General features: G+C 41.4%; 24 protein-coding genes. 3 read left to right on the forward strand and 21 right to left on the reverse strand.

Annotated features, from left to right (window positions below):
• Window positions 1–146: 146 nt before the first annotated feature.
• From tkt to yneA, 4 genes are all read right to left on the reverse strand, one after another.
• Complete coding sequence (gene tkt / locus DFR59_RS00005) at window positions 147–2,153, reverse strand: transketolase (protein WP_114743575.1); 2,007 nt, start codon at window positions 2,151–2,153, stop codon at window positions 147–149.
• A 203-nt stretch (window positions 2,154–2,356) separates the two neighbouring features.
• Window positions 2,357–2,590: a DUF896 domain-containing protein gene (locus DFR59_RS00010; protein WP_114743576.1), complete on the reverse strand. Its 234-nt coding sequence runs from the start codon at window positions 2,588–2,590 to the stop codon at window positions 2,357–2,359.
• Between the two features lie 54 nt (window positions 2,591–2,644).
• Complete coding sequence (locus DFR59_RS00015; RefSeq protein WP_114743577.1) at window positions 2,645–3,319, reverse strand: YneB family resolvase-like protein; 675 nt, start codon at window positions 3,317–3,319, stop codon at window positions 2,645–2,647.
• A gap of 11 nt (window positions 3,320–3,330) precedes the next feature.
• Window positions 3,331–3,672: a cell division suppressor protein YneA gene (gene yneA / locus DFR59_RS00020; RefSeq protein ID WP_114743578.1), complete on the reverse strand. Its 342-nt coding sequence runs from the start codon at window positions 3,670–3,672 to the stop codon at window positions 3,331–3,333.
• 158 nt (window positions 3,673–3,830) lie between these two features.
• Between yneA and lexA the strand changes: the two genes are divergently transcribed.
• Window positions 3,831–4,451 (forward strand): transcriptional repressor LexA, encoded by a 621-nt coding sequence (gene lexA, locus DFR59_RS00025; RefSeq protein WP_114744219.1) that lies wholly within the window; start codon window positions 3,831–3,833, stop codon window positions 4,449–4,451.
• Window positions 4,452–4,502: 51 nt separating this feature from the next.
• On the opposite strand, the gene DFR59_RS00030 is transcribed toward lexA, so the two are convergent.
• The 5 genes from DFR59_RS00030 to hflX all read right to left on the reverse strand — a co-directional run bounded on the left by DFR59_RS00030 (window position 4,503) and on the right by hflX (window position 9,848).
• Complete coding sequence (locus tag DFR59_RS00030; protein WP_114743579.1) at window positions 4,503–5,249, reverse strand: GH25 family lysozyme; 747 nt, start codon at window positions 5,247–5,249, stop codon at window positions 4,503–4,505.
• Between the two features lie 132 nt (window positions 5,250–5,381).
• Window positions 5,382–6,716: a type I glutamate--ammonia ligase gene (glnA, locus tag DFR59_RS00035; RefSeq protein WP_114743580.1), complete on the reverse strand. Its 1,335-nt coding sequence runs from the start codon at window positions 6,714–6,716 to the stop codon at window positions 5,382–5,384.
• 35 nt (window positions 6,717–6,751) lie between these two features.
• Window positions 6,752–7,159, reverse strand: coding sequence for a MerR family transcriptional regulator (locus tag DFR59_RS00040; protein ID WP_114743581.1), 408 nt, complete (start codon window positions 7,157–7,159; stop codon window positions 6,752–6,754).
• Window positions 7,160–7,313: 154 nt separating this feature from the next.
• Window positions 7,314–8,582 (reverse strand): methionine gamma-lyase family protein, encoded by a 1,269-nt coding sequence (locus DFR59_RS00045; RefSeq protein WP_114743582.1) that lies wholly within the window; start codon window positions 8,580–8,582, stop codon window positions 7,314–7,316.
• A 12-nt stretch (window positions 8,583–8,594) separates the two neighbouring features.
• The gene (hflX, locus tag DFR59_RS00050) at window positions 8,595–9,848 is read right to left on the reverse strand and encodes a GTPase HflX (RefSeq protein ID WP_114743583.1); all 1,254 of its coding nucleotides are present in this window, start codon (window positions 9,846–9,848) and stop codon (window positions 8,595–8,597) included.
• Window positions 9,849–10,038: 190 nt separating this feature from the next.
• Between hflX and DFR59_RS00055 the strand changes: the two genes are divergently transcribed.
• Window positions 10,039–10,653, forward strand: coding sequence for a trimeric intracellular cation channel family protein (locus DFR59_RS00055; protein ID WP_114743584.1), 615 nt, complete (start codon window positions 10,039–10,041; stop codon window positions 10,651–10,653).
• Between the two features lie 42 nt (window positions 10,654–10,695).
• On the opposite strand, the gene spoVK is transcribed toward DFR59_RS00055, so the two are convergent.
• From spoVK to mutS, 11 genes are all read right to left on the reverse strand, one after another.
• Window positions 10,696–11,643 carry a stage V sporulation protein K gene (gene spoVK / locus DFR59_RS00060; RefSeq protein ID WP_114743585.1) on the reverse strand — a complete coding sequence of 316 codons (948 nt, stop codon included), beginning with the start codon at window positions 11,641–11,643 and terminating at the stop codon, window positions 10,696–10,698.
• 300 nt (window positions 11,644–11,943) lie between these two features.
• A complete protein-coding gene (gene hfq, locus DFR59_RS00065) occupies window positions 11,944–12,177 on the reverse strand; it encodes an RNA chaperone Hfq (RefSeq protein WP_114743586.1) in 234 nt (77 codons plus the stop codon).
• A gap of 28 nt (window positions 12,178–12,205) precedes the next feature.
• Complete coding sequence (gene miaA, locus DFR59_RS00070; protein WP_114743587.1) at window positions 12,206–13,156, reverse strand: tRNA (adenosine(37)-N6)-dimethylallyltransferase MiaA; 951 nt, start codon at window positions 13,154–13,156, stop codon at window positions 12,206–12,208.
• 154 nt (window positions 13,157–13,310) lie between these two features.
• Entirely contained in the window at window positions 13,311–15,692 is a 2,382-nt protein-coding gene (locus tag DFR59_RS00075) for a penicillin acylase family protein (RefSeq protein WP_114743588.1), read from the reverse strand.
• Between the two features lie 121 nt (window positions 15,693–15,813).
• A complete protein-coding gene (locus DFR59_RS00080) occupies window positions 15,814–17,469 on the reverse strand; it encodes a glycerol-3-phosphate dehydrogenase/oxidase (protein WP_114743589.1) in 1,656 nt (551 codons plus the stop codon).
• A 138-nt stretch (window positions 17,470–17,607) separates the two neighbouring features.
• Window positions 17,608–19,098, reverse strand: coding sequence for a glycerol kinase GlpK (gene glpK, locus DFR59_RS00085; protein ID WP_114743590.1), 1,491 nt, complete (start codon window positions 19,096–19,098; stop codon window positions 17,608–17,610).
• Between the two features lie 18 nt (window positions 19,099–19,116).
• Window positions 19,117–19,941, reverse strand: a complete 825-nt coding sequence (locus DFR59_RS00090; RefSeq protein WP_114743591.1) for an MIP/aquaporin family protein — start codon at window positions 19,939–19,941, stop codon at window positions 19,117–19,119.
• A gap of 227 nt (window positions 19,942–20,168) precedes the next feature.
• The gene (locus DFR59_RS00095) at window positions 20,169–20,729 is read right to left on the reverse strand and encodes a glycerol-3-phosphate responsive antiterminator (protein ID WP_114744220.1); all 561 of its coding nucleotides are present in this window, start codon (window positions 20,727–20,729) and stop codon (window positions 20,169–20,171) included.
• Window positions 20,730–20,868: 139 nt separating this feature from the next.
• Window positions 20,869–21,009, reverse strand: coding sequence for a hypothetical protein (locus DFR59_RS19980; RefSeq protein ID WP_158538280.1), 141 nt, complete (start codon window positions 21,007–21,009; stop codon window positions 20,869–20,871).
• A 128-nt stretch (window positions 21,010–21,137) separates the two neighbouring features.
• The gene (gene mutL / locus DFR59_RS00100) at window positions 21,138–23,069 is read right to left on the reverse strand and encodes a DNA mismatch repair endonuclease MutL (RefSeq protein WP_114743592.1); all 1,932 of its coding nucleotides are present in this window, start codon (window positions 23,067–23,069) and stop codon (window positions 21,138–21,140) included.
• A 33-nt stretch (window positions 23,070–23,102) separates the two neighbouring features.
• Window positions 23,103–25,703 (reverse strand): DNA mismatch repair protein MutS, encoded by a 2,601-nt coding sequence (mutS, locus tag DFR59_RS00105; protein ID WP_114743593.1) that lies wholly within the window; start codon window positions 25,701–25,703, stop codon window positions 23,103–23,105.
• Between the two features lie 188 nt (window positions 25,704–25,891).
• On the opposite strand from mutS, the gene DFR59_RS00110 reads away from it, so the two are divergent.
• The gene (locus tag DFR59_RS00110; RefSeq protein WP_114743594.1) at window positions 25,892–26,326 is read left to right on the forward strand and encodes a GNAT family N-acetyltransferase; all 435 of its coding nucleotides are present in this window, start codon (window positions 25,892–25,894) and stop codon (window positions 26,324–26,326) included.
• Between the two features lie 51 nt (window positions 26,327–26,377).
• Here the strand turns inward: DFR59_RS00110 and DFR59_RS00115 are convergent, their stop codons facing one another.
• Window positions 26,378–26,746 (reverse strand): VOC family protein, encoded by a 369-nt coding sequence (locus tag DFR59_RS00115; protein ID WP_114743595.1) that lies wholly within the window; start codon window positions 26,744–26,746, stop codon window positions 26,378–26,380.
• Window positions 26,747–26,808 lie beyond the last annotated feature (62 nt).

Consider the following 26,808-nt stretch of genomic DNA (forward strand, 5'->3'; position numbering starts at 1 on the left):
CAGACAATGCACTACCTGTCAGCTAGACACTTCCGCCACTGCGGTGTGTCAGGGACTTTCACCCATTAGTCCGATGCGCTGCCAAGCGCACAAAAAACAAGGGCTGCATCAACAGCCCTTGTAACATCTATATATCATCATAAAATTTATTTCTGAAGTAATGCTTTTACACGTGCAACTACGTTCTCAACAGAGAAGCCAAATTCTTTCAATACAACATCTCCAGGAGCTGAAGCACCGAAGTGGTCAATGCCTAATACTTCCCCTTCGTCTCCTGTATAGCGTTCCCAGCCGAATGGAGCGGCCATTTCGATTGCCAAACGCTTTTTCACGTCTTTAGGAAGAACAGATTCTTTATATGCAGCATCTTGTTTTTCGAAACGATCCCATGAAGGCATGCTGATGACAGAAACATTGATTCCTTCTGACGCTAATGCAGTTTGTGCATCCACAGCAAGGCTTACTTCAGAACCCGTTGCAAGAAGTAGCGCATCTGGAGAACCTTTTCCTGCAGGCGAGACGACATATGCTCCTTTTTCTACACCTTGCTGAGCTTTTTCAGCAGAATTCTTTAATGTAGGAAGTCCCTGTCTTGTAAGCACCAAAGCAGTAGGGTTTTCTTTAGATGTCACAGCAATTCTCCATGCTGCAGCGGCTTCATTTCCGTCAGCAGGACGGATAACGGACAAGTTTGGCATTGTACGCAATGAAGGAAGCTGTTCAATCGGTTCATGAGTAGGTCCATCTTCACCAACAGCCACACTATCATGTGTGAAGACATATGTTACCGGTAGTCCCATAAGGGCTGCCAATCGGATTGCAGGACGAAGATAATCCGAGAATACGAAGAATGTACCTCCGAATACGTTCACTCCTCCATGCAGCGCCATTCCATTCATAGCTGCTCCCATAGCGAATTCACGAACACCAAACCAGATATTGCGTCCTTCAAATGTCTCAGGAGTAAAATCTTTTTCCCCTTTGATCATTGTATTGTTAGAACCCGCAAGATCAGCAGATCCGCCGATTAATGTAGGAAGGTTTTTAGCAATTCCATTCATTACCTCTCCACTGGAAGCACGGCTTGCTAATTTTGAACCTTCTTCATAAACCGGGATATCTTTATCCCATCCATCAGGAAGTTTTCCTGAAATAGCTGCTTTTAGTTGTGCGCCAAGTTCAGGATATTCTTTTGAATAGCTCTCAAAAAGATTTTCCCATTCAGCCTGTACTTTCTCCCCTTTTGATACAACTTCTTCTTTAAAGCGGCTGTATACTTCATCAGGAACATAGAAGTCTTCTTCAAACGTCCATTTGTAAGCTTCTTTCGTTAACTTTCTTTCGTCGGCGCCAAGTGGAGCACCATGAACAGCTGATTTTCCGGATTTATTCGGAGCCCCATATCCGATGACTGTTTTTACTTCGATCAATGTCGGACGGTTCTCATCAGCTTTTGCTTCTTCCAATACTTTCGCAATAGCTTCCAGGTCGTTTCCATCTTCCACTCTTAGGTATTGCCAGCCATAAGCTTTAAAGCGGCCTTCAACACTTTCAGAGAATGAACGGTCCAGATCACCGTCAAGAGAAATATCATTTGAATCATAAAGAACAACAAGGCGGCCTAATTTCAAATGTGCTGCCAGGGATGCTGCTTCAGCAGACACACCCTCCATCAAGTCTCCATCACCACAAATGCTGTATGTATGATGGTTGATCACTTCATATTGACCCTTATTATAGACACCTGCAAGATGACGTTCTGCCATTGCCATTCCGACAGCCATCGCAATTCCTTGACCGAGCGGGCCAGTAGTGGCCTCAACACCAGCAGTATGTTTATATTCAGGATGCCCCGGAGTCTTGCTTCCCCATTGGCGGAAGTTCTTGATTTCATCCATGCTTAAATCATACCCGGAAAGGTGAAGCAGGCTGTATAAGAGCATTGATCCATGTCCTGCTGAAAGAACAAAACGATCCCGGTTAAACCATTGTGGATCTTTTGGATTGTGATTCATGAAACGCGTCCAAAGGGTATAAGCCATTGGAGCAGCCCCCATAGGCATTCCAGGGTGGCCTGAATTAGCTTTTTCAATTGCATCGATTGATAGCGTTCTTATTGTATTGACTGATAGTTGATCCATTTTATCAAACATGAAAATACATCCTCTCATTAAGGGAATTCATTCCCTACTATATTAAAACTCTTTTTTCGTTTTCTCAACTAAAACGTCTGACCTCTCAAATATACCAATAATTAGTATTTCTGATCTCATTAATTTTATGTATGGTGAAATACATGTTTTTAATGCACTTATTCCAAAAATGCAAAAAGCCGAGGTCTCCCTCAGCATACGCGTTAATTTAAATTATTTTTATCTTGAATATCGCGGATTTTCTTTGGTGTGACATCTTCTCCATTTGGATCAATCACTCGAACATTTTCAATAGTATTTTTCATGGAAGAACGGAAGGTTTCAAGATATTCCCGGCGCAAACGAGATTGCTCCTTTGCTTCTTCATTTGAAAGACCTATCCCTTTGGATTTCTTCGAAAGTTCATTGATGCGGGCAATCTTTTCCTTTGAAAGCATAGAAAAAGCTCCTTTTCAGTAATTTGGAATACCGACATGTTACTAAAAAAGGGCTCACTTTACAAGCGATTCGTTTGATTCATCATCTTCTATAGATTCAATATATTCTTTATACCTTCTATGGACGGTTGCTTTAGACACATCATAGCCGAACCCTCTCATCGTAGCGGCAATCTCAGCAAAAGTAAGTTTACTTCTCCTTAGGCGGACAATTTCCGAGACGGGAATCTCCTTCTTCTCTCTACCTTCTTCATTTCCTCTATTTTTAAGATTTTTTTGAGGCTTATACCCATTTTCAACTGCCCTTTTCATTCCCCGTTTTATTTTAAGGTTATGAATTTTTCGCTGATATTCCTCTACCATACTTACAATCTGCAGTACCATAGAATCTGACTCTGAGAGCTGAAGTTCACCATTCTGTGCAAGGCAGAAGACTTTCACATCGTCCTTCATTATACAATGCAGCAAAGCGATTTTTGCATTCCCTCTCCCCAGCCTTGTTTCATCCTGAATGAAAATGGCATGAACTTCTTCTTCCTTTATTAGATCTAGCAGCTCTAATATTCCGGGGCGCTCAAGATGATAGCCGCTTTCCTGCTCCTTAATTATACGCAGTACGTTGTAATTCCATTTATTCGCAGCATTTACAAGCTCTTCTTCCTGCCTGGCCAGAGATGTCTCTTGAGTTTCTTTTGTTGTACTGACCCTGCAGTAAATAATCGCATTCATAGAAATCTCCTTTAATTATTTCCGTCCATGGCGATTTCCTTTATTTTAATGGAGTCGCTGACGGGGTTGATTTTCTTTGCTGGTATAACAATCTTATCCCCTGCGTTGATTACGTATGATTTTAACCCATTTTCTTTTTGAACCCAAGAAATAAACTGCGGGACGCTCATATTCTGTTCATCTGCATAATCTTCGGCAATTGTCCATAATGAATCTCCATCATTGATGACAATTTCTTTTCGAATAGTATCTTCATTCCCGGAAAATAGCACAAGGCAGGTCATTCCGAAAAATATCGTCAATCCACATAGAATAATTGTATAAGAGTATTTTTTCCAAATTAATTGAAACATAACTAAATTACCTCCAAGCGAATATATGTTCGTTTAATTACTTTGATTATAGAACGCCTGTTCGATGATGTCAACAATTATTCGAACTTATGTTTGTATTTCCAGGAAGAACATGCTATAGTTGAATTAATAAAATGGATTAAAGCGAGGTGCAGCAATTGACGAAACTATCAAAAAGACAGCATGACATCCTTTCTTTCATTAAAGATGAGGTTCGTGCAAAAGGTTATCCACCTTCTGTCAGGGAGATCGGAGAGGCGGTAGGGTTGGCATCCAGTTCAACTGTCCATGGACACCTTGCAAGATTGGAAGCCAAAGGCCTGATTCGCCGGGATCCGACTAAACCGCGTGCAATTGAAGTATTAGAGCTTGAAGAGAATTCGATTCCAAAGCCTAATGTGGTTACGGTTCCATTAATAGGTAAAGTCACTGCCGGAAATCCTATCACTGCCATCGAAAATGTAGAAGAATATTTCCCTTTGCCAGAACGTTTGGCACCTGCAGATGAACCGGTCTTCATGCTCGAAATTATGGGAGACAGTATGATTGACGCGGGTATCTTAGATGGAGATTTAGTTATCGTGCGCCAGCAAAAAACGGCAAGGAATGGTGAAATCGTTGTTGCAATGACCGACGAAGATGAAGCAACTGTTAAACGCTTCTTCAAGGAAAAAGACTTCGTCAGATTGCAGCCTGAAAATCCTTCAATGGAGCCAATCATATTAAACAATGTCTCTATTCTCGGAAAAGTCATTGGTGTTTATCGCCACATTCACTAAAAAAAGGATGAAATCATTAATGATTTCATCCTTTTTATTTGAAATAAACAATTATTGATCCAACAATCCGAGTCTATCCAAGATCACCGCCAATTGCCCCCTGGTCACTGGCTCATTCGGACCCCATGTCCCGTCAGTATGCCCTTTCATGATTCCGGCCTTTATTGCTTTTTCAATAGACTCCTGTGCCCAATGTCCTTCATAGTCCTTTTTTTGATCGGCCACCGCTTTCAACCCCTTTCCATCATCCAAGTCTACATTTCCTTGGATGCCATTAACTGAGCCCTTCTCAGAATACTGCCAGCAAGTAAATTCTTTCCATCTGGAAAAGGAAGGCTCACTTACATCATAATGTGCAATCCATAGGGGATATTTCGTCAGCGGCTCCAATAAATATTTTTTTTGAAAATAGGAATATGAATATATCATTACCTTCCCCAATGACAATCGGACAGTTTCAAGCCACAAACCGGCAAGCTTTGTCAGCTGCTCCGCTTTCAATCCTGCCCCTGTTGTCTCGATATCGTATACATACGGCAAATCAGCAGGCATGTCCCTCACAGTATTGATGAAATGCCTTGCTTCACTTAGAGTATTTGCTTCGTCTATCGGTCTGGCAAAGTGATAGAACCCTACTCTCAATCCTGCTTTTTTTGCTCCCATATAATATTCTTCTAATTTTGGATCTACATATGAACTACCCTCTGTCGCTTTCAAGTAGACAAATTCGATTCCATCTGATTTTACTTGATTCCAATCATTCACTTGATTCCAATGGGAGACATCAATGCCTTTCATGCCATCTCCTCCATTCAACCTTTTCGCTATATAAGCTTGTATTATAATATGGTTAAACAAGCACTTTAAATCAGGTAACAGTCTATTCCGATAAAAAAAGGCTCCCGGGGAAACCGGGAGCCTTTTCTTTCATTAAAACATTTGCATATATTGTTCTCTTTCCCACGGATGAACTTGAGTGCGGAACATATCCCATTCGATCTCTTTCGCTTCAACGAAGTGTTCAAGGATGTGACTACCAAGCGCAGCTGTCATCACTTCATCTGATTTCAATTGTTCCAGTGCTTGATAAAGAGTAGCCGGCAAGTCTTCAATTCCAGCTTCTACTCTTTCCTCTTTATTCATTACATAGATATTGCGGTCGATTGGTGCCGGAGCAGCCAATTTATTCTTAATGCCGTCAAGACCTGCTTTTAATAAAACAGCCATTGCTAAATATGGATTTGCTGCAGGGTCTACAGATCTCACTTCTACGCGAGTGCTCAATCCTCTTGATGCAGGAATACGGATCAATGGACTGCGGTTTCTTGCGGACCAGGCAACATAGCATGGTGCTTCATATCCTGGCACAAGACGTTTATAAGAGTTTACTGTAGGATTTGTCACAGCTGTAAAGCTTTTCGCATGTTTAATTACCCCTGCAATAAAGTGATAAGCCGTTTCACTCAACTCCAATTTCCCTTCAGTATCATAGAAGGCATTCACTCCCTCTGTGAATAAAGAAAGGTTGCAGTGCATACCGGAACCATTTACGCCAAATAGCGGTTTTGGCATGAAAGTGGCATGAAGGCCATGCTTGCGGGCAATCGTTTTAACGACCAATTTAAAAGTTTGAATATCATCGCATGCTTCAAGTGCATTCGCATATTTGAAGTCTATTTCATGTTGGCCTGGTGCTACTTCATGGTGGGAAGCTTCAATTTCAAAGCCCATTTCTTCCAGTTCAAGTACGATATCGCGGCGGCAGTTTTCGCCAAGGTCTGTAGGAGCCAAGTCAAAATATCCACCGTTATCATTTAATTCGAGAGTCGGTTCACCCTTCTCATCCAGCTTGAACAGGAAAAATTCCGGCTCTGGCCCAAGGTTGAAGTTTGTGAATCCGAGTTCTTCCATTTCTTTCAATATTCTTTTTAAGTTATTTCGAGGATCTCCTTCAAATGGCGTTCCATCTGGATTGTAAATATCGCAGATTAAGCGGGCAACTTTACCTTTTTCCGCTGTCCAAGGGAATACAACCCATGTATCCAAGTCAGGGAAAAGATACATATCGGATTCTTCGATGCGTACAAATCCTTCAATGGATGACCCATCAAACATCATTTTGTTGTCAAGGGCTTTCCCTAGTTGACTTACAGGGATTTCAACATTTTTGATAGTTCCCAAAATATCTGTGAATTGCAGACGAATAAATTTTACATTTTCTTCTTTTGCTAATCTTTGAATGTCTTCCGTAGTGAATTTAGCCATTGAAGATTGCCTCCTTAGAGTTGTCAATTAATTTATTAGTGAAAAAAGCGCGACATGTCACCCTGCCTGAGAGAAGAACGGTTGAATCTTCCTGCATGCTGCAATTCTGATCTCAACAGTTTCCTCAATTCCTCATCAGATAAATCACGTCTTGCTTTTTCAGCATCCTTTTTAGTATGAATCGCTGAATCGGCTGCCGACTTCACTTCAAAGATTTTCTTGATTCCTGCCATATTGATTCCATTGTCTAAAAAATCTTTGATTTCAAGCAGCTTATCAATGTCATTTAAGGAAAAGAGGCGGCGATTGCCTTCAGTCCTGGCAGGGAAAATCAGCTCATGCTCTTCATAATAACGAATTTGCCTTGCAGTCAAATCCGTCAGCTGCATGACAATCCCAATCGGAAATAAAGGCATTGTACGGCGAATATTACTATTGTTCATAGCCCATTGACCCCTTTCTAATCCTTAACTCATGACTTATTATATGCCGTGTTAGATTTGTTGTCAATGGTATGTTAGGTTTTCTTACATAAAAAAAACAAAAAGAAAGGATAGCTTAAAATGGCTATCCTTTTGTCCTTATTATAATTACCTTTTATAAAGCAATTAAACCTTTTTCAACTAATCTGTCCACTGCTGAGCTAACTGCGATTTTCACATGAGAATAAGTAATCCCTCCTTGTACATATGCAACATAAGGAGGTCTGATCGGGCCATCTGCAGTCAATTCTATGCTTGCCCCTTGGATAAACGTTCCTGCAGCCATGATGACATCGTCTTCATAGCCAGGCATATAATTCGGATATGGCGTCACATGTGAATTGACGGGTGAAGCGTATTGGATTGCCTGACAAAACTGGATCATCTTTTCGGCATTATCAAATTGGACAGATTGTATAAGATCCGTCCTTGTGCTATTCCATTTCGGATAAGTGTCCATCCCAAGGCGCTCTAGGAGCGCGGAAGTAAAGACAGCTCCTTTTAAGGCTTCACCCACTACGTGAGGAGCAAGGAAAAATCCTTGATACATTTCTTGCAGGCTGTATAGTGAAGGGCCTGCTTCCGCCCCGATTCCTGGAGACGTCATCCTATAGGAACAGGCTTCAATCAAACCTGCCTTGCCTACAAGATACCCCCCTGTTTTTGCAAGGCCGCCACCTGGGTTTTTAATCAATGATCCTGCCATCAAGTCAGCTCCTACATGGCAAGGTTCCTTATCTTCGACAAATTCCCCATAGCAGTTATCAACGAATACCACAGCATCAGGCTTGATTTCTTTTACAAAACGGATCATTTCCTCAAGCTCTTTTATTGTAAATGAAGGACGCGTTGCATATCCTTTTGAACGTTGGATTCCTATCATTTTTATAGAAGGGGATATCGCCTTCTCCACTGCTTCGTAATCCACTTTTCCATCTTCTGCAAGGGGCACACTGCTGTAGCCGATGCCAAATTCTTTTAATGAACCGACTCCACTTCCCCGGATGCCTACAATTTCTTCAAGTGTATCGTAAGGTTTACCTGTAATATACAACAAGTCGTCCCCTGGTCTTAATATCCCGAATAACGCGATTGAGATCGCATGTGTTCCCGAAATGATCTGCGGACGGACCAATCCTGCTTCTCCACCAAAAACGTCCCCGTATATTTTTTCAAGAGTATCGCGGCCAATATCGTCATATCCGTATCCTGTTGTAGGGATGAAGTGGGAATCACTTACCCGCTTATCTTGAAATGAAGACAGTACACGGAATTGGTTTTCTTCCGCTCTGCGATTGATTTCTTGATGAATCGGCTGAATTTGTTTTTCTATTTCTTCTATGATTGGCTTCAATTTTTCTCCGTGTGTTAAAAATTCAAACATGATGTTCTCCTTCTATCGCTTGTATCGTTTGATTGCACCTGTTATCGGGTGATCCACTAAAGAATACCCCTTTGTAAAATATCTTTGCTCCTCTTCTTGAAAAGACAGCTCCCTCAATATCGTTTCACCTTTTAATTGTGAAAGCAGCTTTCCTTCTGTGGATGGAATCCATGCTTCATATTCTTCCATTAGGCTTATCGCCATCTCTTCCACTTTTATGAGAAGGGCATGGCGGTCATTTTCATCATAAGCACTAATCTTAATTTGCTTTGATTGAGATGAAGGAATGAACCCTTCATGAATTTGATCGATTTTATTATAAACAGTCAACTGCGGCAAATGATCCATATCCAATTCTTTCAGAAGACCATTCACCGTGCTTTGGTGATTTTCATAATCAGGATTGGAACTATCTACAACATGAAGCAAGAGGTCCGCTTCTTTCACTTCCTCTAGGGTGGACCTGAAAGCTGCAATAAGCGTAGTAGGCAAATCCTGGATGAATCCTACGGTATCCGTAAGTAATGCAGTATATCCGCTTGGCATGATCATTTTTCGCGTCATTGGATCCAACGTGGCAAATAATTGATTTTCTTCATAGGAATCAGCTGCGGAAAGTCGATTGAATAAGGTTGATTTCCCGGCATTCGTGTAGCCCACCAATGCAATCTGAAAAGTTTTATTCTTTTTCCTGCGCTCCCTGTACCGATCCCGGTGCTGAACGATTACCTTCAATTGATTTTTTATTTCATCAACTTTCCGGCGAATATGCCTGCGGTCAGATTCCAATTTTGTTTCACCTGGGCCGCGGGTCCCGATTCCTCCACCAAGGCGCGACAGTTCAATCCCTTTCCCGCCAAGGCGAGGCAGCATGTATTGAAGCTGAGCAAGTTCAACTTGGAGCTTACCTTCTTTGGAGCGGGCCCTCTTCGCAAAAATATCCAGTATCAACTGTGTACGGTCAATCACTCTGCAATTTAATTCTTTTGATAAATTCCTCATTTGGCTGGGGGAAAGTTCATCATTAAAAATGATCAGATCAGGCTCCAACTCCTCTTCGAGTATGGACAGTTCTTCCAGCTTTCCTTTGCCAATGTATGTAGAAGGGTGGATACGATCCCTTTTTTGGGAAATGGAAGCAACGACTTCCCCATCAGCTGTTTTCGTCAACGAAGCGAGCTCTTCCATCGAATAGCTGAACCGCTCATCACTCTCGTTCAACTGGCATCCAGCAAGAATGACTCTTTCATGAATTTTATCTTCCAATTAGCATCCTTCTTTCCTGCGATTTACTATTCTTCATCTTATCAAAAACAGGGTAAAAAAACGAATCTTTCTTTTCTTGCTAAAGGTTTCAAAAAAATGGTTGAATTCTTCTAAACACGTGGTAAAATCAGATTTGGCAATCGATAGACATATTTACCTTAGATATTTTGTAAAGAGTAGGAGAAACGCCATGACATGGGAAGTATTAAGCATCATTGGGACCATTGCTTTTGCGGTTTCAGGGGCATTCATCGCTATGGAAGAAGAATATGATATATTAGGAGTTTACATATTAGGGATCGTTACAGCTTTCGGCGGAGGGGCGATAAGGAACTTGCTCATTGGGGTGCCGGTTTCCGCCCTCTGGGAACAAGGGATGCTATTCCAGATTGCAATGCTTTCAATCACAGCTGTTTTCCTTTTTCCAAATGATCTTTTGAAGCATTGGAAAAGATGGGGAAACTTCTTTGACGCAATCGGATTATCTGCATTTGCCATCCAAGGTGCATTGTATGCAACCGAAATGCACCATCCATTAAGTGCAGTAATTGTAGCAGCTGTATTGACAGGGAGCGGCGGCGGAATCATCAGGGACCTGCTCGCAGGAAGGAAGCCGATTGTCCTTCGTTCAGAAATTTACGCTGTTTGGGCTATCCTTTGCGGAGTAGCAGTAGGACTGAAGATGATCGATTCTCCTTTGGAACTATATGGACTATTTTTAATCACAACTGTGCTTCGTGTCCTATCATACACCTACAAATGGAAGCTTCCTAATAGACCTTTCAGAATGAACCACCCTTTATAAATAAAATCATAGCAAAACGCGGCTTCAATCGAAGCCGCGCTTTTATTCGTTATCAGGGAAAATCAAGTCGTTGCTTCTCAGTGTAATAAGTTCATGCCGATCAAAACCATTCTGCATTAATAAACGCATTGCCTGTGCCCGAATGGATTTTTCAATGATATTTCTCACGTAGCGTCCATTGGAAAAACTGGCAGGCGAATAAGAATTCTTGACCTCAAAAAGATGTTCTCTAAGTCTTCTCTCTGCATCATGGCTCAGAACATATTCCTTTTCACTCATCATCCGCTTGCCAATCTCCATTAGTTCCTCAACCGAATAATCCGGAAAGCTAAAAACCAGCGGAAAGCGGGAATGGAGACCGGGATTCAAACTGAGGAAATATTCCATTTCCCTTGAGTAGCCAGCCAGAATTAAAATGAACTCGTGCTGCTTATCTTCCATATGTTTAACTAGGGTATCAATGGCTTCCTTTCCAAAATCCTTTTCTCCTCCACGGCCCAATGAATAAGCTTCATCGATGAATAAAATGCCTCCGAGGGATTTTTTGATTAAATCCCTCGTTTTTTGAGCGGTGTGGCCTATATATTCACCGACCAGATCCGCTCTCTCTGCCTCTATTAAATGACCTTTGGACAGCACATTCATTTTTAAGAACAGTTTTCCGATTAGTCTTGCTATTGTTGTCTTACCTGTTCCCGGATTCCCTTTAAACATCATATGGAGCGCTTGTTTTCCGGCTTTCAAGCCCATTGCTTCTCTTTTTTTATTAATGTAAATCCAGGCATAAACTTCTTTTATCATTTGTTTCATATCTTCCATACCGACAAGTTCGCTTAATTCCAATTCAATTTCACGCAGTGCCGCATGTTCTTGAGAAAGAGATTTTGGCATTAACTCTTTTTTATCAAGAGATTTTACTGCAGTCGTTTTTTGAGAGTTCAATACGATACTGATTTGCCCGTTATTTTTCATACGGATTGGCTGATCCAAAGCATTCACCTCACATTCCAAACATTATACGTCTAAAGTGGGCGATGGGTGACACCCGCCCATAATCTCATTACCTAATTACATATAAAAACGTTAAATTGAAAATGAGTTTTTTGTCATTATGTGCGCTTTCCCAAGAAATATGGACATACTTAAATACGCTGATTTTTAAAGTTCCTTCATTATCCTATTCTGCAAATTTATCATTCATGCTTTTTTCACTTTGACTCATGGTTTACATTTCCCAGTAATATAAAAAAGGCCAAGTCATATTCGACCGGCCCTGTATCGCTGTATTATTTATTGCTGTTCATCAAAATTCAGTTGGACATTGCGCTGTGGAGCAAATGTAGAGATTGCGTGTTTGAACACAAGCTGCTGTTTGCCCTCGCATTCGAATAGTACTGTAAAACTGTCAAAGCCTTTTACTAGTCCACGAAGTTGGAAACCATTCAACAAGAATACGGTCACTAGTGTACCGTCTTTTCGTAATTGATTCAAAAATTGATCTTGAATATTGATAGCTTGTTTCATGTAAAGTCCTCCTCTTCTATCTCTAATATTATCTATTCGATTTTAAAGCAATCTTTCCTGCAATAAAATCAGATATTTTACGGAAATTTTTCTGTGAATCTTTTTGATTTGTAACATCAAACCATTGGACATCCATTTTATTGCGGAACCAGGTCAATTGCCTTTTGGCATATCGCCTGGAATTTTGCTTAAGATTTTCAAGCGCTTCATCAAACGATGAGTTCCCATCCAAATATTCATAAATTTCTTTATATCCAATTGCCTGGATGGACTGGACATCTCGGAGATTTTTCTCATGAAGTCTTTTGACTTCCTCCACGAGCCCCTCCTGAACCATCAGCTCTACACGATGGTTGATACGCTGGTAAAGCATTTCCCTGTCCATGGTCAATCCAACGAGTGCGGTATCATAGAGCATCTCGGAATCTTGACTTTCCTGATATTCAGACATGGTTTTCCCTGTGCACTGATAAATCTCCAACGCCCGGATGACCCTTCTTACATTATTAGGATGAATATTTTTGGCACTATGAGAGTCAATACCCTTTAGGTCTTCGTATAAACCAATATTTCCTTCTATTTGTGCTCTTTGCTCTAATTTCTTTCTGAAGATTTCATCTCCAGGGGTTTCTGTAAATTGATAGTCGTAAAGGACTGCTTGTATGTATAGCCCCGTTCCTCCAACAATCATCGGCATTTTGCCCCGAGAATGAATCTCATCAATTTTATTGCGGACAATCTGCTGGAATTCAGCAGCAGAAAAAGGTTCGCTCGGATCCTTAATATCAATTAAATGATGAGGAATCCCTTCCATCTCCTGCTCTGTAATTTTTGCTGTCCCTATATCCATTCCCCTATATACCTGCATGGAATCGCCGCTGATGATTTCACACCCAAATTCCTTGGCGAGTTCAATGCTCAGTGCTGTCTTGCCTACTGCTGTTGGTCCGATCAGTACGATCAGTTTCTTCTTTTCCAAAAAATTCACTGCCTTTGTTACGTTTTCACCATCGTACCATAGATTTGCCCATCAAAGAATACTTAACTATTATGATCCACTTTTTAAAAAGATAAACCTTCAAAAAGAGGGATATATACATGTCTGCACATCCCTCTTTCTTGATGGGAAAAACTTATGGTTTCAGCGTCAGATCGCGTCCATTCTTAACCTTTCCATCTGTTCTTGTCGTGTGATACTTCCCATTGATCCAATCATCTATTTGATCGTGGTACCATTCACTTTTAAAATGCCCAGACTGTCCGGGTCCGACAATATGGTAGGCCTTCGACATATCTGATGTATCAATGACAAACCTCCAGGATGCGCCATGGTCGACTACACCATCTTCTTCATAGCTGGCAGCTTGGACTGTGACTTGGCTGCCGCCAATAGGGGCCGGCTTTTCATGATTGAAGAAGTAAGCTAGTATACTGGATGCCTGTGAAACAGGATGTTCAAAATAGAGTTTGTGATAATCGCCCCAAGCCCATTTCTTGGGATTGTTTCCATAGTCAGCAGAAAGCTGATCCAAAACGTTTTTCAAGGAATTGGCTAAAAGGTTTTCTATGCCTCCGCGTTCTTTCACCCAGGAACTATCTTCTCCTTTCAACGCTTTCCTTAATATTTCATCGGTTACAGACTGGCTTCCATCAAATAAGTCATACATGTCTACAGGAATTTCTTTCCCGTAAAGTACTTTCGGTATTTCCTTCATCCACAGATTGAAAATAAGGGGAGCGGATGCATCTTTATCATCAACGAAATCCCAGTCCCCAAGGATTTCCACCGCCTGTTCAGCAGTTTTAGATAATTTCACGTCTTTCAAAGCTTCCAAAAACTGAGGGATGAATTCCCTGGCATATAAATTTGTTTTATCCATCTGCAAAGCTTCCATATCTTTAACACTGATTTTATCCTTGCTTTTCAGCACCTCCTGGATTCTCATCTGACGGTATGGCTGTGCCCAAGTATTGCTGATATGGTATGGATAATCGTCGGAAACCACCTTATTGTTAGCAGAAGAAATAAATCCTTCCTCTGGATTTACGGTTTTCGGTAGTTCATCATACGGGATGAATCCTGTCCATTCATATTCATCCGTCCAACCAGGGACTGGAAGAAGCCCATCCCCTTTTTTTCTGATTGGGATTTTCCCATTTGCTTTATAAGCGATCGTTCCATCATCAGAAGCAAACACAAAGTTTTGGGTCGGTGTTTCAAATTTTTTCAATGCTTCTTCGAACTCTGGCCAATCACTTGCTTTATTCATATTTAAAATGGCTTCAAGTTCAGATGAAGGATCGAGAGCTGTCCATCTCAAAGAAAACGCGTTTTCTCCATCAGGCTGATAAGCAAATTCCGAAATAATAGGGCCATGCCTTGTTATGGTGACTTTATATGGAATGGTTTCTTCTCCATTGATGCGGATTGGCTCATCTATTACTTTTGCTTTTTCCCATTGTCCGTTGTATAAGAATTCATTTTTATTTTCCGGATTGCGTTTTTCCATATATAAATCCTGTACATCCGGGCCAGTATTCGTGACACCCCAAGCGATATGGTCATTGTGGCCAAGAATTATACCCGGAACTCCTGCAAAAATGACCCCGCTTACATTCATCTCCTCTGTCTGAAGCTGCATTTGGTACCAGATAGCCGGCGTTGCCAAAGATAAATGTGGATCATCTGCAAGGAGCGGCTTGCCGGATTCACTCTTTTCACCGCCGACTACCCAGTTATTGCTCCCATTGAATTCAGGTGGAATGACACTTGCAGCAAAACTATTTTTGACATCCAAATTCGTGCCTTTTATTGCAGATATGATAGTGGGGGCATCATTTGGATAGGATGGAAATAATTCTTTTGCTTTGTTTTCAGGCAGATTCTTTAGCGCCCAATAACGGAATGCCTGCCCCTGCCAGTGGCCACCTAAATCAAATGCCATATATTTTCCGATTGTTAGGGAATCAACCGGGGTCCATTTTTCTGGTTTATAGCCCAGCAAAGTAAATTCAACCGGCAGCTTCTTATCTGCTGAAGCTTCTTTTATATATGCATTTACACCTGCCGCAAATGCTTCCATGACAGACTTTGCATTGGACGAATAGTTAGGGTAAGATGCCTCTGCAGCTCTTCTAAGACCTAAAGTCCGAAAAAATTTATCACGATCGATTGTCGCTTTGCCGATTACTTCACTTAATCTCCCTGAAGCCTGCCTTCTGCTTAAATCCATCTGAAAGAGTCGATCCTGTGCTTGTACATATCCTTGAGCCATAAATAAATCATGTTCATTATCCGCTTTCAAATGAGGAACTCCATTTTCATCCCGAATCACTTGTACAGCAGCATTTAATCCTTTGATATGGATTGTGCCGGATATTACAGGAAGAGACCGGGATGTGTAAACGTTCACAAAAACAATTGCACTCATTCCAATCAAAAATATGATTGCTGCGGCCCATATTCCAATATTCCTTAACGCCCTTTTTCTTTTCTTCTGTATGACTGCCTCCATACTCTGCTTATTCCCCCTTCTTTTCTATTTAATTTATTTGCTATGGAAATGGAAAATCCTTCTTCTTAGAGACTTCATCAGCAAAAAAGAAACCCCGACCTAAGTCAGGGCTTCTTCATGATTATTGAATATCAACCGGCTCTACGGCATCCTTTAATTCTTTTTCTAACTCGGCTGTATATTGTGCAAACTCTTCCTTTTTCCATCCTAATGATTTTCCCATATGATCAATGACTGGTTTCTTCCATTCATTCACCCAGCTGCGATCAAAGAACAGCGCGCCTGTCCGGCGAATAAAGAAATCTACAGGCTTGTAAACCATTTCATGATCAATGGCATACTGCAGTTCTGCATATATTTTTGAAGGAAGATTCGTTTTATTGGTTTTAACATATTTTAAAATGATTTCGGCGTTTGTTCCATATTTTTGTGCAATTTCCCTTCCTACCTCTGCTGGCAATCCGACCGCTGCTGCTTTGGATTCAAAAGATTCAACGTACCTTTCCATTTGTGCTGAACCTCCAAAATCTCCTCCGGATATTGGAAGGTGCTTAGTTTGGCATCCTTTATAACGCGGGCTGCCAGATTCAGTAATTCTTTCAGCTACCAGATTGACTACTGTTTCTGCCATTTTCCTGTAGCCTGTAAGCTTTCCGCCTGCAATTGTGATGAGTCCGCTTTCTGCTTCCCATACTTCATCTTTCCGTGAAATTTCAGAAGGATCTTTGCCTTCTTCATATATAAGCGGCCTTACGCCAGCCCAGCTTGATTCCACATCCTCTTTTGCTACTTTCACTTCAGGGAACATAAAATGAATCGCCTTTAGGATATAATCGCGATCCTCTTTTGTCATTTTAGGATTCGCTTTGTCCCCGTCAAAGAAAGTATCAGTTGTACCGACATACGTTTTGCCATCCCTCGGAATGGCAAAGACCATCCTCTTGTCCGGGGTATCAAAATAGATCGCTTGCTTCAACGGGAACTTTTCTTGGCTTATGACAAGATGTACTCCCTTTGTAAGGCGAAGCTCCTTATTATTTTTAGCATAGTCATTACCCCTAACTTGATCGACCCATGGCCCAGCGGCATTCACAACCTTTTTCGCCTTGACAGGGAATGCTTCTCCGCTAAGAAGATCTCCAATATGGACTCCGATGATTTGTTTATTTTGATAAATAAATTGATTTGCTTTGGCATAATTCAATACATGCGCCCCTCTTTGGACCGCTTCCTTCATGACTTCTATGGTAAGTCGGGCGTCATCTGTACGATACTCGACATAATAGCCTCCCCCTTGCAGCCCGTCTTTTTTGACTAACGGTTCTTTTTGAAGTGCAGCTTCACGGCTCAGCATCTTTCTTTTTTCGGATTTTTTGACCCCTGCAAGAAAATCATATACTCGAAGCCCTACTGAGGTACTGAATTTACCAAATGTTCCTCCTTTATGGATTGGAAGAAGCATCCATTCGGGAGTCGTAACATGTGGTCCGTTTTCATAAACAATGGCCCGTTCCTTTCCGACCTCCGCGACCATTTTCACTTCAAATTGCTTTAAATACCTGAGTCCTCCATGAACAAGTTTCGTGGAACGGCTGGAAGTTCCTGCTGCAAAGTCCTGCATTTCGACCAGCGCGACTTTCATCCCCCTTGTCACTGCATCCAAGGCAATCCCTGCACCAGTGATCCCTCCTCCTATGACAAGCAAATCGTAAGCATCCGTTTTCATTTTTCGCACTGTTTCACTGCGATTTATATTAGAAAATGTTTGTTTGTTCATTTACCTAACCTCCTAGTTGTCTTTACGGCAAACAAAAAGAGACCACTAACTGACATTATGGAATGGGTGCCATAATGCAGTGTGGTCTCTCCTGTTCTCCAACCGAATTATTAACTTGATATTATTGTAGCATATATTTTATTTAAATGCCATAGCTGCATGCACAGCTTTTTTCCATCCGTTATATAAACCTTCTCTTTCATCTGCTGCCATGTCTGGCTTGAAAGATTTATCTAAATTCCAGTTTGATGTGATTTCATCCTTGCTGTCCCAATAGCCTACTGCTAGACCAGCTAAATAAGCTGCACCGAGAGCAGTGGTTTCATTGACCTCCGGACGTTCAACGGGAACATCCAGCAAATCACTTTGGAATTTCATTAAGAAATTATTCTTTACTGCTCCACCGTCTACTCTCAAGGTTTTTAAAGCAATTCCGGAATCTGCCTCCATCGCTGTCAATACATCTTTAGTTTGATAAGCCAGCGATTCAAGAGTTGCACGGACAAAATGCTCCTTCGATGTTCCCCTTGTCAAACCAAAAATTGCTCCGCGGACATCGCTGTCCCAATATGGCGTACCTAATCCTACAAATGCCGGAACAACATACACACCGTCTGTGGACTCGACCTTTTCAGCATACCCTTCGCTATCCTTTGCATCCTTCAGCATTCTTAATCCATCCCTGAGCCATTGGATGGCAGAGCCGGCGACAAAGATACTTCCTTCTAATGCATATTCCACTTTCCCATCAATGCCCCAAGCGATGGTTGTCAATAGCCCATTTTCAGATTTAACAGCATTTTCGCCAGTATTCATCAGCATAAAACAGCCTGTACCGTAAGTGTTTTTTGCCATCCCTTTCTCAAAGCACGCCTGACCGAACAATGCCGCCTGCTGATCACCCGCAGCTCCAGCAATCGGGATTTCCTTGCCGAAGAAATGATGTGTAACTGTTTTTCCGTATATTTCAGAAGATGGCTTCACTTCAGGAAGCATGGATTTTGGGACTGAAAGGATTTCCAAAAGTTCGTCATCCCATTTCAGCTCATGGATATTGTACATTAATGTCCTTGACGCATTTGAATAATCCGTCACATGCGCCTCGCCTCCTGAAAGCTTCCAGATCAGCCAAGTATCAATGGTTCCGAAAAGGAGTTGTCCATCCTCTGCTTTCTGACGCGCTCCATCTACATGATCTAGTATCCATTTAACCTTTGTACCGGAGAAATAGGCGTCAATCAAAAGACCCGTCTTCTCACGGAATGTATCGCTGTATCCTTTCTCTTTCAACTCATCACAAATCTCAGACGTTTGGCGGGACTGCCAAACGATTGCATTGTATACAGGATTTCCGGTCTCTTTATCCCATACTACTGCGGTTTCCCGCTGATTGGTGATTCCGATTCCAGCTATTTGTTCAGGTTTCACTTCAGATTCAGATAAAACGGTTGCAATGACTGCCAGCACAGAGCCCCAAATCTCATTTGCATTATGCTCCACCCAGCCTGGTTTCGGGAAGTATTGCTTGAATTCCTTTTGAGCAACATGGACAACCTCCCCTTTTTTATTGAAAAGAATCGCTCTTGAACTTGTAGTGCCTTGATCTAATGAAAGAATGTATTTTTCCATGATAAAATCCTCCTCAATTTATGCAGTCAATCTTTTTTCTTTAATACTTTCTTTTTCACCTTTATCTAAAAGAAGAGATACTGCCAATACTACCAGTATTACAGCTAATATCCACCAAAGTGCCTGTGTCATCTTTCCTTCGAATACCGCTTTGTAGAATACCCCTCCAAAGGATCCCCCGAGCGCCGGTCCGACAACAGGAATCCAAGCATATCCCCAATTGGAAGATCCTTTCCCATGAATCGGTAAAAGGAAATGTGCTATTCTTGGCCCAAGATCCCTCGCTGGGTTGATCGCATATCCTGTCGTCCCGCCAAGAGATAATCCAATACTGACAATTAAAAATCCTACAATAAATGGATTTAGGCCATCAGTAAACTTATTCGCTCCGATTGATAAAATTCCTACCACAAGAACAAAAGTACCAATCATTTCACTAAGTAAATTAGAAAAATAATGCGGGATTGCTGGTCCAGTTGCAAATACACCAAGTTTGACTCCCGGGTCATTTGTGGCCTTCCAGTGAGGCAGATAATGCAGATAGACAATTGCTGAACCAATCATAGCTCCAAGGAATTGCGCCAGGATATAGCTTGGTACATCCTTCCAAGGAAAATCTCCTTTAAATGCCAACCCCAGGGTTACAGCAGGATTTAAATGAGCACCGCTATATTGACCGACTGCATATACTCCTACGGCAACGGCGAGCCCCCATCCCATCGTAATGACAATCCATCCTGAGTTTTGTGCAAATGATTTTTTCAAATTCACGCCAGCGCAGACTCCTGCACCCAATATGATTAAAATGGCTGTTCCAACCAATTCTGCTAAAAATGGCGACATACTAATCCCCTCCAATAAGTAATACGAGCTGCTTGATAAATTTGATTGCTTGTCCGTTAAAAGGCAATAAAAAAGAGAGAAACACACAGCTTGCCCACTAGTAAGGCAATGTGTGATTCTCTCAATTCTCTATCACGGACTATTAACTTGCTTTTATGGTACATCAGAATGAAAACGTTGTCAATTCATTAATTAAAGGTTTTATTCACAAAAATTAACAGCGTGACTTAGGTACCGCTGAATTTGTCCCAAAGTAGTCGATTAGATGTCGTAACGGCTGAAGCTCCTGCTGCTATTGCCTGTTCGACTTCATCAACGTGATCGATCAGTCCCCCGGCGAATATTGGTTTGCCGGTCCGCTCGTGGATTTCTTTAATTACTTTAGGGATTACACCAGGAAGCACTTCGACATAATCAGGGTCTGTCTTCGCTATTAGCTTGATGCTTCTTTCCAATGCATGAGTATCGAGAATGAATGCCCTTTGCGTGGCATACACTCCTTTTTGCCTTGCTTTTGTTATGACGCTTCCTTTAGTTGAAATCAACCCATATGGCTTAAGTTCCTGGCAGATATATTCAGCGGCAGCTTCATCACTGCTTAATCCATGAATCAAATCGACATGGCAGAACATTTTCTTATTATGTTTTTTCGCATGGCTGTATACGCTCTTCAGCATTCCGACATGCAAATCCAAAAAGACTCCATATGTATATGGCGAGTCGATCATTTTTTCAAAATCTTTCATTGACCGGATGGCAGGAATTATTTTTTGTCCGTGAAAACTCATATCTATCACCCTAACATTATTGAATTTTCTACACCTCATCATACATACATCGGTCCGGAATATCAATTTTTTCATCAGCTGGATGCAATAAAAATAAGGATGCATTTTTTCATGCATCCTTACTTTCTGTAAGTACTTTTTATGAGTTGTCATATGTATGTTTTTGCATTTTGCTTGCCAGCCAGTAAAGAAAATCAATTTCTTTCGCATATAATGGCCTTTTGAGTTCTGATTCCATTTCTTTTTTCATTAAGAAGAAATCAACCTTTTTTTGAATCACATACCCACCCCGCATGATTGCTTTCTACTAATTAATTTACTATAACATTTGTATGTTTTCCATAATTTTCTGAATTAATTTAGAAAAGCGGAGCTGATTAGCCAGCTCCGCTTTTATTTTTTTGCAATTTACATTATTCTTTTAAACATTTTCTCCATTTCATATACGGAATAATGGATGATGATCGGTCTTCCGTGCGGGCATGTGAATGGATCTGAGGATTTTCTAAGTGTATCGAGGAGTGCTTGGATTTCATCATTCCGTAGATGATGGTTGGCTTTGATGGAAGCTTTGCAGCTCATCATGATGGCTGCCTCTTCCCTCAGCTTTTTGACATCCACTTTTTTCATGGATAACAGCTGTTCAATCATTTCCTCAATGATTGCTTGTTCTATTCCCTTTGGGAACCATTGAGGATGGGAGCGTACGATATAGCTGTTTTGACCGAATGATTCAAGAAAGACGCCTACTTTCTCCAGCTCCTCTTTAAACTCCTCTATTTTCATGCATTCATTCAATGAATATTCAAAGGTTAAAGGTACAAGCATCTCCTGAAGTTCGTTTTCCACCTGTCCTACCTTATCACGAAAGTATTCATATTTAATCCGTTCCTGCGCCGCGTGCTGATCAATGATATATAACCCCTTATCATTTTGAGCCATGATGTAGGTTCCGTGCATCTGTCCAATTGGATACATGGGCGGGACCCTTGATGATTCAGCATGTTCCTCACTTTGCTCCGGGGAGGGTACATGATCATATTCTGCTTCAGGGATCTCTTCTTCCGTCAAATCTTCATTGAGGTAATCATACTCAGAATGAACCGTTTCTTGTACAACCCCTTCATTGATAAGAGGCTTCTCAGGATCTCTCGTAATATCATTTCCTGAAATAGGATGGATTTGGGTGTGTTCCTTTACCTGTTCCTTGCCACCATCTTCTGGATCTGCCCATTGCAAAACAGACTGGTTTTTCTGTACTGGCTTCACATTCTCTAAATGATCCAGCTCCAAATAAGTCTGCTCGCTTTTTGGTTTTTCTTTTTTCGATTGAATCAATCCGCTTGGAATGAGCGCCTGTTTTTTGAAACCTTTTTTTATGGTTTCTGAAATCAGGGTATTCAGCTCCAGCTCTTTACTCAGCCTTACTTCCATTTTAGATGGATGGACATTAACATCTACAAGTATAGGGTCCATTTCGATATTCAAAACGACGAGTGGATATCGGCCGATTGGAAGAAGGGTATGATACCCTTCCTGGATAGCCTTGACAAGCGGATAATTCTTAATGAATCTCCCATTGATCATAGTAGAAATATAATTCCTTGAAGCTCTTGTAACCTCTGGAAGGGAAATAAATCCCTTCACTTTGAAGTCCAATGATTCTGCTTCGATGGGAATCATTTTCTTCGCCATATTCAATCCATAGATCGCCGCAAGCACCTGCCGCATATCTCCATTTCCATTTGTTTGAAGGAGCTGACGTCCATTATGTCTCAACCTCAAGGATACCTCAGGGTGGGCCAAAGCAAGGCGATTGACCAAATCCGTGATGTTCCCCAGTTCCGTATGAATGGATTTCATGTATTTTAATCGGGCAGGCGTGTTAAAGAACAAGTCTGAGACAGTAATATCAGTCCCTTTCCTGGCTGGTGCTTTCTCATGTACTTTCAAACGGCCGCCTTCGAGATGGATTCTTGTCCCCGATTCGTCCCCTGTACTCGTAATCATCTCAAAAGAAGAAACAGATGCTATACTCGGAAGGGCTTCGCCGCGGAAACCGAGGGTCCTGATACGGAATAGATCATTTTCATCTTTGATTTTGCTTGTGGCATGACGTCTGAAGGCTGTGAGTACATCATCTTCCTGAATGCCGTCGCCATTATCAATGATCCGGATTTTACTAAGACCGGCTTCCTCGATATCGATTTCCACCACTTTACTATTGGCATCGATGGCATTTTCAACAAGCTCCTTTACGACTGAGGCAGGACGTTCCACTACTTCTCCTGCAGCAATCTTGTTGGATAATGCATCATCCAATTGAATGATCTTCCCCATATTTCCACCTCCAATAAACAGTCGTCTGCTATTTTATTTCAACTTTTTCTGCAATTCAAACAATGCATTCATTGCTTGCAAAGGATTCATTTCTAAAAGGTTTAATTTCATTAGTTCATCAGCAATTTTCTTTTCTTTTGATGCTGCTTTTGATTCAACGGGTGGAGAAAAGAAGGAAAGCTGATCATTTTCCTGAATATATTCCTCCCGCACTGTCATTTTAGCCTTAGGAGCAGGTTTTCCTTCATCGCTTTGATTTTCCAGCTGCATCAAAATATCATTTGCTCTATTGATCAATTCTTTCGGCAGCTCTGCCAATTCTGCCACGTGAATTCCATAACTCTTATCTGCCGCACCATCCTTGATTTTGTGAAGGAACACCACTTTGCCGCTTTGCTCTACCGCACTGACATGGACATTTTTTAATTGAGGCAAGTCCTCATCAAGGATCGTTAACTCATGGTAATGGGTGGAGAATAATGTCTTAGCCCCGATTCTATGATGAATATATTCAATTATTGCTTGTGCGAGGGCCATTCCATCATAGGTGGAAGTTCCCCTTCCGATTTCATCGAAAAGAATGAGGCTGTCCTTAGTGGCATTCGTGATGGCATTCTTTGCTTCGAGCATTTCCACCATGAATGTACTCTGCCCGGAAATCAAGTCGTCTGCTGCCCCGATCCTAGTGAATACTTGATCAAAAATCGGAAGAATCGCTTCCGATGCCGGTACGTAGCATCCAATTTGAGCAAGAATGGACGTCAGGGCAACTTGTCTCATATAGGTGCTCTTACCCGACATATTAGGACCTGTGATGAGAAGCATTTCTTTTTCTGCATCCATATAACAGTCATTTGGAACGTATTCCTGTGCATTCATCACTTTTTCAACGACAGGATGGCGGCCATCACGAATGATGAGCTTTCGTTCGCTAGTGAATGATGGTTTCGTATAATGCCTCTGTTCGCTGATGGTGGCAAAACATTGAAGTACATCAAGTTCACTTACCGTCTGAGCGAGTTTTTGCAGCCTTGGGATATAGGACTTCACTTTTTCCCTGATCTGCAGGAAAAGGTCATATTCAAGCTCGGTGCTCTTTTCGGTGGCTTGAAGAATCAATGCTTCTTTTTCCTTCAATTCCGGTGTGATAAAGCGCTCGGCATTTGTCAACGTCTGCTTCCGCTCATATCGGTCCCTATCATCATTCAATAAATGAAGATTGGCACGAGTAACCTCAATATAATAGCCAAACACGCGATTATAGCCTATTTTCAAGGATTTGATGCCTGTTCGTGCCCTTTCCTGCTGCTCCAGCTGAGCAATCCAATTCTTTCCGTTGCGGCTGGCATCTCTATATTCATCCAGATCTTTGTGATACCCATCTTGGATGATTCCACCCTCCTTGATTGATAATGGAGGATTCTCAATGATCGCATGATTAAGGAGCTCTGTCAGGTCTTCAATAGCATCCAGTCTTTTTGCCATTTGCTGTGCTTCTGGATAAGCCAGCATCTGAACAGTGGATTGGATAGAAGGAATTTTCTCAAGGGATTTTCTTAGCTGAACGAGATCTCTCCCATTCACATTCCCGAAAGCAACCCTTCCGGCAAGTCTTTCGAGATCGTATACTTCCTTAAGATTCTCCCGAAGTTCCTGTCGTTCAAAATATTGTTCCAGCAGGACTTCAACCATATTCAATCTGGAGGAAATTTCAGCTTCGCTTATAAGGGGACGGTCTATCCATTGCTTTAAAAGCCGGCCACCCATCGCTGTCATCGTTTCATCCAGAAGCCAAAGCAATGAGCCTTTTTTCCCTTTTGCCCTAATCGTTTCAGTCAACTCTAGATTTCTTTTAGAGTAATAATCTATTTTCATGAAATTTGGCAGCTGGTATGTCTTTACAGGCTGAAGATGGTCCAAGCTGCGCTTTTGTGTCCTCTTTAAATAATTAAAAAGCCGGGCAGTTGTTTTTTTCAGCGCTTCTTCAACTTCTTCTTGGAATAGCTCGTGAAAATCAATGGGCAAATCCGTATCATCTTCAAGAGAAAATGTGACAGGCATCCTCTCCATTATTTTCTTTTCGATTCCTTTATCAAAATTGGCGCCGACAATGATTTCTTTGGCACCTGTTAAAGATACTTCATTTAAAAGCGCCTCTTCACCATTTATTATTAGGGTCGCTTTTGTTTCTCCTGTGGACAAATCGTTATATACAAATCCATAGATTCCTCCATCAAATGCTGTTATGGAGGATATGTAGTTATTCTCCTTCTCAATTAATCCTTTACCTTCCATCAACGTCCCAGGCGTGATCAATTGAACTACTTCTCTCCTAACTACTCCCTTTGCCTGCTTAGGATCTTCGGTCTGTTCACAGATAGCCACTTTGTAGCCCTTTTCAACCAGCTGTTCAATATAAGCTGGCGCAGAATGATAAGGAACCCCACACATCGGGATGCGTTCCTCACCCCCGCCATCCCTGCTTGTAAGAGTGATTTCAAGCTCTTTTGAGGCCTTTAAGGCATCTTCAAAAAACATTTCATAGAAATCGCCTAACCGGAAAAATAAAAAGGCATCTTGATAATCTTCCTTTATTTGCAAATATTGCTGAACCATTGGAGTAACTTTAGCCATGAGTAATCTAATTCCTTTCCGAACATTCTACTGAACTTACATTATATCATATCTGCCTCCTTATTTTGAAAGGAAGGTACTGCATGTTTTCTGCCAAAAAGGAATTATAGGGAAAAGGTCGAATAAATCTTTATGGTGCTAGAATTTCTTTTTGGTTACTAGAATTAATGTAAAAGGAGAATGGTGGCATGGGGCATTTTTTTACCTTCAAGTTGAATGAGGAGCAAGTAGAGGATCTGTACAATCTTTACCAGCAGGCATGGTGGTCTGGCAATCGGAAGATGGAAGACATCCGTACGATGCTCGGACATACAGAAATGCTTTTTGGAGTGTGTGATTCAAATTCCGGGAAATTGATCGGTTTTGCCAGGGTCTTGACCGATTTTGTTTATAAGGCACTCCTCCTTGATGTAATCATTGATGAAGCATTCCAAGAAAAAGGAATCGGCAGATCCTTGCTCAACCATATCACTTCCCATCCTAAATTAAGCCACGTTGAGCATCTCGAACTATATTGCCAAGCTGATAAAAAAGAGTACTACGAAAAATGGGGATTCAAAGAAATCATGACAGATCTTACATTCATGAGGAAAACAACCACATCCGTTCCACCACTTCATTAATAAAAAACGAGGACGTTTATATGAACGTCCTCGCTTTTAAGCCACAATGGTTTAAAGCATTTCCAAAAATTCAATTTTGTTGCCGAAAGGATCATTGATCGAAAAGCGAATCCTGCCTTCAATAGGCTCGTCCTCTTTAATCACCACTCCTCCAACTTCCAAACGCTTTCTTAATCCCAGTAATCCTTTAACCAAAATTCCAGGATGCGCTTTTTTGGCAGGGAGAAAATCTTCTTGCACCCCAATATGTATTTCTTGATACCCGCATTGGAACCAGCAGCCGCCACTTGCCCGCAAATTCTCCGGTTTTGGAATTTCAACCATTCCTAATAGTTCACCATAAAAATGTCTCGCTTCCTCTTCACAGCCTTTAGGACCCGCAATTTGAATATGATCGATGCCGCTATATGAAAATGACATATCTCCACTTCCCTTTCTTACATTCTTATCCTCAGTTTACCTCTTTTTCATAAGTATTTCCC

The sequence above is a fragment of the Falsibacillus pallidus genome, assembly GCF_003350505.1.
Lineage (GTDB): Bacteria > Bacillota > Bacilli > Bacillales > DSM-25281 > Falsibacillus > Falsibacillus pallidus.

Excerpts from the sequence above, each read along its gene's own strand:
- DFR59_RS00115 (WP_114743595.1), bottom strand. The coding sequence starts at position 26,746 with ATGTCATTTTCATATAGCGGCATCGATCATATTCAAATTGCGGGTCCT.
- DFR59_RS00080 (WP_114743589.1), bottom strand. The coding sequence starts at position 17,469 with ATGAACAAACAAACATTTTCTAATATAAATCGCAGTGAAACAGTGCGA.
- DFR59_RS00095 (WP_114744220.1), bottom strand. The coding sequence starts at position 20,729 with ATGAGTTTTCACGGACAAAAAATAATTCCTGCCATCCGGTCAATGAAA.
- DFR59_RS00015 (WP_114743577.1), bottom strand. The coding sequence starts at position 3,319 with ATGAATGCGATTATTTACTGCAGGGTCAGTACAACAAAAGAAACTCAA.
- DFR59_RS00110 (WP_114743594.1), top strand. The coding sequence starts at position 25,892 with ATGGGGCATTTTTTTACCTTCAAGTTGAATGAGGAGCAAGTAGAGGAT.
- mutS (WP_114743593.1), bottom strand. The coding sequence starts at position 25,703 with ATGGCTAAAGTTACTCCAATGGTTCAGCAATATTTGCAAATAAAGGAA.
- DFR59_RS00045 (WP_114743582.1), bottom strand. The coding sequence starts at position 8,582 with ATGTTTGAATTTTTAACACACGGAGAAAAATTGAAGCCAATCATAGAA.
- DFR59_RS00075 (WP_114743588.1), bottom strand. The coding sequence starts at position 15,692 with ATGGAGGCAGTCATACAGAAGAAAAGAAAAAGGGCGTTAAGGAATATT.
- glpK (WP_114743590.1), bottom strand. The coding sequence starts at position 19,098 with ATGGAAAAATACATTCTTTCATTAGATCAAGGCACTACAAGTTCAAGA.
- DFR59_RS00055 (WP_114743584.1), top strand. The coding sequence starts at position 10,039 with ATGACATGGGAAGTATTAAGCATCATTGGGACCATTGCTTTTGCGGTT.
- DFR59_RS00090 (WP_114743591.1), bottom strand. The coding sequence starts at position 19,941 with ATGTCGCCATTTTTAGCAGAATTGGTTGGAACAGCCATTTTAATCATA.
- mutL (WP_114743592.1), bottom strand. The coding sequence starts at position 23,069 with ATGGGGAAGATCATTCAATTGGATGATGCATTATCCAACAAGATTGCT.
- DFR59_RS00040 (WP_114743581.1), bottom strand. The coding sequence starts at position 7,159 with ATGAACAATAGTAATATTCGCCGTACAATGCCTTTATTTCCGATTGGG.
- hfq (WP_114743586.1), bottom strand. The coding sequence starts at position 12,177 with ATGAAACAAGCTATCAATATTCAAGATCAATTTTTGAATCAATTACGA.
- DFR59_RS00010 (WP_114743576.1), bottom strand. The coding sequence starts at position 2,590 with ATGCTTTCAAAGGAAAAGATTGCCCGCATCAATGAACTTTCGAAGAAA.
- tkt (WP_114743575.1), bottom strand. The coding sequence starts at position 2,153 with ATGTTTGATAAAATGGATCAACTATCAGTCAATACAATAAGAACGCTA.
- DFR59_RS00030 (WP_114743579.1), bottom strand. The coding sequence starts at position 5,249 with ATGAAAGGCATTGATGTCTCCCATTGGAATCAAGTGAATGATTGGAAT.
- yneA (WP_114743578.1), bottom strand. The coding sequence starts at position 3,672 with ATGTTTCAATTAATTTGGAAAAAATACTCTTATACAATTATTCTATGT.
- glnA (WP_114743580.1), bottom strand. The coding sequence starts at position 6,716 with ATGGCTAAATTCACTACGGAAGACATTCAAAGATTAGCAAAAGAAGAA.